Genomic DNA, 6,122 nt, shown 5'->3' with positions numbered 1-6,122 from the left:
CTTTTTTGTTGTATCACTAATCATTGCTTGAAAGTCTAAATTCCCGACCCTACTTCAATATGCGGATCCTGCTCCTCAACAAACTGAGTTGGAGAGACACCAAAACGGTGTTTAAACCGTTGGCTAAAATAGGATGGATCATTAAAGCCGCTAGCAAAAGCAACATCAGACACTTTTTCCCCAGCGAGAAGACGTCGACAAGCATGGTCAAGGCGAACTTCACTTAGATAATCAGTAAAGGTACGTTGTGTGGCATTTTTAAAGCGACGTTGTAAGCTTCGTTCGGAAACGAACATCAACTTCGCAGCGGTAGAAGTACCGAAGTCTGGATTAGAAAAATGTAATCTAACCAATTCTTCTAATTTATCGATCCAAGGATCCGAATTTTTCCCAGACTCACCGCTATCAAGCATTGACGGAATATGACTAAACTCCATTACCGAATTTTCATCAAACCCTTGGCTGCTTTGCCACGTCAACATGACACTATTCTGCCCATCGACACTTTGTAGTAATAGTTTACCACCACTGGCTTCAACTAAACTGACGACTTCAGACCAACTGCTGTCTTTCTCATGCTCTATCACTAAGCCATGATCACGTATGATGAGTGTCACACTCTCATCACCGTGCTCAATAGCGACATGGACAACTTGATGCCTAAAGCAACGTTTAACCAAACCATCCATCAATAAATTAAACAAAACATCCAGATTGAAATATTCCAACAATACATACTGACCTTGCTGAGTCCCGGCATCGATTTCAATGCTAATCCCAGCCTTGGCAAAGTCATCACGCCAACCATCCACAATAGATAAGAAGATCAGTGATAGATTGTACGCCGCTAGTTCATCACTTTGCGACTCTCTCACATTGATAAGCAATTCAAGCTCACTTGAAATTCTATCAATAATTCGATTTTGTTGACTCTCATCTTGCCCTGATTGCGTGGACTTCGCATGTGAAAGGCGTTCTCTAAACGATTGAATCGCTTGAGTGAAAATAATTCTTCTGACTTGAAGCTGCTTACGTAATTGATGATTGTTAGTTAGCAAAATACGGCTTTGATGTCGTAGCTGATTGGTTTTCAAGGCTACTTGAGCCTTCAACTCGCGGTTAGATCGGTTCATCACTCGAGAACGGAAAAAGATAATGACCGACAGAACTACGATAACAACAAGCACATACCCTGTAATCGCAGCCGCGGTCAGATACCAAGGCTCTGTCACATAGAAAGCAATACTTTTAGTGCTGCCTCGTTCGACACCATTCACAACGGGCCGTACATAGAGCTCATATTCTCCTGGTGCCAGACCTTCCATTAAAATTTGGTAGCCATCCAACTGAGTCCAGTGCGTTTCATCATTGAGGCGGTACTCCAGAATCGAGCCATTCACATACGGGAGTATACCCATCTGCACGCTGATCGAATCGCCATAAGGTGCCACAATTTCGGCTTGCGCAATCGAGCCAAATGAGACCAAGTTTTGGTTAATTTTGACTTGTGAGAATATCACTTTCGCTTCAGGTAGAGGGCTAACGACAAGGTCTTCACTATTAACTCGAACAAGACTATGCCATGAGCCGATTAACAACGACTCTGAATTGCTGCTATCAGGCAGACAGAAGCCATTTTGGAACTCATTGTTAATCACTCCAAATGGTTGGCTGTAGTGAGAGACAAACTTTCCTTTCATCGAGTAATGCGATAGGCCGGATGAAGAGGTGAGCCACATTCCTGAATTGTTTCTCAGCAAACATTGCGGGTTGATATGTTCGTCGATTAACGTCAGGGGCGCTAACTGAGCATTTCTCACATCGAGAATATTGACACCATAATTGCTGGCAACCCACACTTGGTCGTTTTCTCCCTCTTCCATATTGAGTACCACGCCAAACTGAGCGCTCTCGGCAACAAAATGGATCTGTCCTTCACGTAGCATATAAATACCATGCTCAGTACCAATCAATAAGTGATCATTACTCGAAACCATCAGATAAGTAATTCGCGAAGAAGGGTAATTGGCAGAAAGCCAACTATCACCATATTCGGTGACGCGTTGGCTGGAGATATTATAGCGCCATAGCTTACCGTCGCTGACACCCCATAAGCTATTGTCATTGCCTCGTGCAAGGAGTGAAGTATTTTGTTCTAATAATAGGCTTGGCAAACTAAAATCTTCATAGCGCTCACCGCTAATCGCATCAAATACCTGCATCCCTTGCGAAGTTGCTACCCATAGTAAACTATCGGCTTCAACAAGATCATAAACCAAACCTCGATGAATCACTTGTTTAACACTTTCTTCCCCACTTTTGATTCGTTGCAGCCCATATTCTGAAATAACCCAATAACCAGGAATTTGTTCCATCGGTACCAAATTCTTCAGTTGCCCATGATCCGTGTCATGGCCGACACGCAACTGAAATTCATTGGTTGGAAAACGCTCAAATTTATCACCAAACAACGAGTAATATTGAATGCCTTTGTTGGTCGCTATCCATATTCCACCAACATTATCATTAATAATCGCATTAATTTTCCGCCCCACTAATGCATACCCTACATCCTGCTCACCAGAGTACTTAGTGATATTTCCGCTCAAGAATGAATAAACATACAAACCATTTTCTGTGCCAATCCAGTAGGCTTGTTTGGTTTCGGCAAAAGCGGTAACGCGAGGAGAAGGAATAATAAATTTGGGGCCACGGCTATCATATAAGTCAAACACCACCGCGCCGTTACTTGAACCTAGTAGTAACTCACGGCGACTTTCAGAGAAATAGAGCTTGGAAATATTGCGGTTTTTAGAACGTGAAACATGGCTAAAACCCGACTCTTCAGACAGGTACACCCCACTTTGAGTGGCTAAAATCCACTTCTTTTTTACTTTGAGCGCGTCATTTACGCGAATTTTGGTGGAATCATTGAATCGATACAAGCCCATAAGTGAATGGGTTTCAAGTTCACCAGTAGAAATTTGATAAGCGTAGAAATGACTGTCGTCAGTCACCCAGATGTAGTCTTTATTACTACCAAGTTTGTTGATTTCACTACCGGGAGGCAGACTAAAAATCACTTCACGTTGTTGGTGAGAAACAGAACGGTAAACCTGGTTTGCTTGATAAGTCCAGAAACTGTTGGCTTGAAATTGAAAATGTTCGGTTGGATAAGGCAAAACTGAGCCTTGTTTTGGCGAAACCGTTCTACCATCAAAAAATAACACCTTATCTCGGACGTCATGAATCCAAAGACCACCACCAGGTGCTAGAAATAGATTTTTTGCAGCAAAGATGCGCCCTTGATTCTCCGTCGGTAACGGATAGAACACCGATGGCGTAGAATCAAATGCGAGCGTAATATTTGAAAAGAAATAGAGCAGCACGGCCCAAAAGGCTTTTTTCACCAGCTAATTCCTTAGCAGCATAACGAAAAGCAAACAATGAGCGCTAATCCGTAGCGCTCAATGATAAAGTGTGCTGTTTATTCTATTGCATTCGTATCGCGAAGAATACCTAAACCGTTGTGTTTTATTGGAAAAACTATCAATAGCGATCTATTGCGCTAAACACGTGATAAAGTCATTAGCCATCTGATCAATAAATGTGAAGTAACTCCCTGCTTTGACTTCAACATCTGAGCCAATAGGATCTAATACTCCCACTTTAGCGTTACTTCCGCGTACAACAGACTTCACCACCGCTGGTGTAAATTGTGGTTCTGCAAAAACGCACTTTGCCTGTTTATCAGCTAATGCCGTACGGATACGAATCAGGGTTTTCGCCCCTGGCTTGCGATCAGGACTGACGGTAAAATGCCCCAAATGATTTAAGCCGTAATCTTGTTCAAAATAACCATAGGCATCGTGAAAAACAAAGTAGCCTACATTTTTTACTGGCGCTAAACGCTCTGTAAGCTCTTCTCGCTGAGTCGCGAGTCGCTGAGTGAAACGTTGATAATTTGCTTCATACTGTGTCGCGTGATCGCTATCAAGCTGTTTCAATTGCTCAGTGATTGCCTTGGCAACTTGTTGTGTCGGCTGGTAACCAAGCCAAAAGTGTGGGTCATGACTGCCATGATCGTGTCCATCATGATCGGTATGATCTCCATCAAATTCATGTAGGGGTAAGCCATCGATTTTCGACAGTTCAAGAACATGTTCTTGCTTAGTCACGACCTTGTCTAAAAAAGGTTCCAAATCATGGCCGAACCAAATCACTAAATCCGCAGAGGCTACTTTTTTTACATCCGATGGACGCAATGCATAGTCGTGTGGTGAAGCATTAGAATTAAGTAAGACTTCCGGTTGACCGACATCAATCATTAACTCTTGAGTGATCATCTGTATCGGCTTAATGCTGGTTAAAACCACTGGCTCTTGAGCCATAGCTGTCGAACTGGATAATGCCAGTGCGAGGGTAATTCGTTTTTTCATCAGTTAACCACATCGTGACTTATAGAATTTGTAAGTGATAAATGTTACATTATAACAATATTCAATTGCAAATGAGTTCCATTCATGACCTCGTTAGTCGACCTTACTAATATTTGCGTTCAGTTCGGTGAACGCAAAGTACTCGATAATGTTAGCGTAAGTTTAAAAAGTGGCGAAATCACCACCCTTATAGGGCCAAATGGTGCAGGAAAATCGACACTGGTTAAAGTCTTGCTAGGTTTACAGCGTTGTTCACAGGGAACCATTAATAGGCCAAAAGGGCTAAAAATCGGTTACGTCCCACAAAAGCTCAAACTGAATGATTCTTTACCTCTCGACGTGGAACGTTTTTTACGCTTGGCGGGACGCTATAGCCAGCAAGAAATTCAAGAATCACTTGGTTTGGTGGGGGCATCACACCTGCTCAAAGCCAACATGCATTCATTATCGGGTGGCGAAACACAACGCGTACTACTATCACGTGCGCTGCTCCAACGCCCACAGCTATTAGTACTCGATGAGCCAGCACAAGGTGTTGATGTGCAAGGTCAAATTGATCTCTATGACCTAATTGATACTATCCGCCATCGCTTCCATTGCGCGGTCTTTATGGTCTCACACGATCTGCATTTAGTGATGGCCAAAACCGACCATGTTATTTGCCTGCAGCACCATATCTGCTGCTCTGGTGCACCAGCCTCCGTCGCTCAGCACCCGAAATATATCGCACTGTTTGGTCAAGCACGCCAAGAAAAAATTGCCATTTATCATCATCAACACGACCACCACCACCATGACCTTTCTGGCCAACCCGTTAAAGGGGAAGGATCATGTTGTGGAGACCATTCACACGGACATCACCACCATGATTGAGTTTTTACTGCCTTCTATTTTTGCAGGCCTTGGCATTGCCCTGATTGCAGGGCCACTCGGCTCTTTCGTCGTATGGCGCAAAATGGCTTATTTTGGCGATACATTAGCGCACGCTTCTTTGATGGGATTGGCGTTTGGTTTTCTATTAGATGTAAACCTCTATCTCGCACTGGTCGTTTGCTGTTTAGTTTTGGCAGTATTGCTGGTGACTTTGCAGCGCCAGCAACTGGTAGCGACTGATACTCTATTAGGTATTCTCGCCCACAGTTCATTATCGCTCGGCTTAGTCGCGGTTAGCTTTCTCGATAATGTTCGTATCGATTTGATGAGCTATTTATTTGGCGACTTACTGGCTGTTTCACCAAGCGATTTAATCTTTATCTACCTCGGTGTCGCAGTGGTGGGTATCGCTTTAGCGATTTTTTGGCGTCCGCTACTCTCCTCAACGGTCAATGAAGAACTGGCTGCCGTAGAAGGCCATGATACCGAACTAATGCGCTTGATTTTAATGTTGTTGGTCGGTTTAGTGATCGCGGTGGGTATGAAGTTTGTTGGTGCCTTGATCATGACGTCACTATTGATCATCCCTGCAGCCACGGCTCGTCGTTTTTCTCGAACACCGGAACAAATGGCGATACTGGCCTCTATTCTTGGAGCGATAGCCGTCTTACTTGGTCTGACACTCTCTTGGCACTTTGACACACCAGCAGGCCCTTCGGTGGTGATCAGCGCCAGCGCCTTGTTCTTACTGAGTCAGGTAAAAAAATCGGTTTCGTAGCTAGGTTTTTGTTACTAGCTTTATTTGCGTTG

The 6,122-nt window shown here is 43.7% G+C and carries 4 protein-coding genes; 2 read left to right on the top strand and 2 right to left on the bottom strand.

Annotated features, from left to right (window positions below):
* Positions 1–35 precede the first annotated feature (35 nt).
* A complete protein-coding gene (locus tag RH88_RS17995) occupies positions 36–3,410 on the bottom strand; it encodes a helix-turn-helix domain-containing protein (RefSeq protein WP_005598672.1) in 3,375 nt (1,124 codons plus the stop codon).
* Positions 3,411–3,560: 150 nt separating this feature from the next.
* A complete protein-coding gene (gene znuA / locus RH88_RS17990) occupies positions 3,561–4,439 on the bottom strand; it encodes a zinc ABC transporter substrate-binding protein ZnuA (protein ID WP_005598671.1) in 879 nt (292 codons plus the stop codon).
* A gap of 84 nt (positions 4,440–4,523) precedes the next feature.
* Here znuA and znuC point away from each other — a divergent pair, with 84 nt between their 5' ends.
* Together znuC and znuB are read left to right on the top strand one after the other, a co-directional pair.
* On the top strand, positions 4,524–5,312 hold the full coding sequence (znuC, locus tag RH88_RS17985) for a zinc ABC transporter ATP-binding protein ZnuC (RefSeq protein WP_005598670.1): 789 nt from the start codon (positions 4,524–4,526) through the stop codon (positions 5,310–5,312).
* Entirely contained in the window at positions 5,305–6,090 is a 786-nt protein-coding gene (gene znuB, locus RH88_RS17980; protein ID WP_005598669.1) for a zinc ABC transporter permease subunit ZnuB, read from the top strand. Before znuC ends, znuB begins: the two co-directional genes overlap by 8 nt.
* Positions 6,091–6,122: the final 32 nt, after the last annotated feature.

The sequence above is a fragment of the Vibrio scophthalmi LMG 19158 genome, from assembly GCF_000222585.1.
GTDB classification, from domain to species: Bacteria; Pseudomonadota; Gammaproteobacteria; order Enterobacterales; family Vibrionaceae; genus Vibrio; species Vibrio scophthalmi.
This window is presented reverse-complemented; position numbering and strand designations above follow the sequence as displayed.

Bases quoted from the DNA above. Each gene is read 5' to 3' on its own strand.
- znuA (WP_005598671.1), bottom strand. From the start codon at position 4,439: ATGAAAAAACGAATTACCCTCGCACTGGCATTATCCAGTTCGACAGCT.
- znuC (WP_005598670.1), top strand. From the start codon at position 4,524: ATGACCTCGTTAGTCGACCTTACTAATATTTGCGTTCAGTTCGGTGAA.
- znuB (WP_005598669.1), top strand. From the start codon at position 5,305: ATGATTGAGTTTTTACTGCCTTCTATTTTTGCAGGCCTTGGCATTGCC.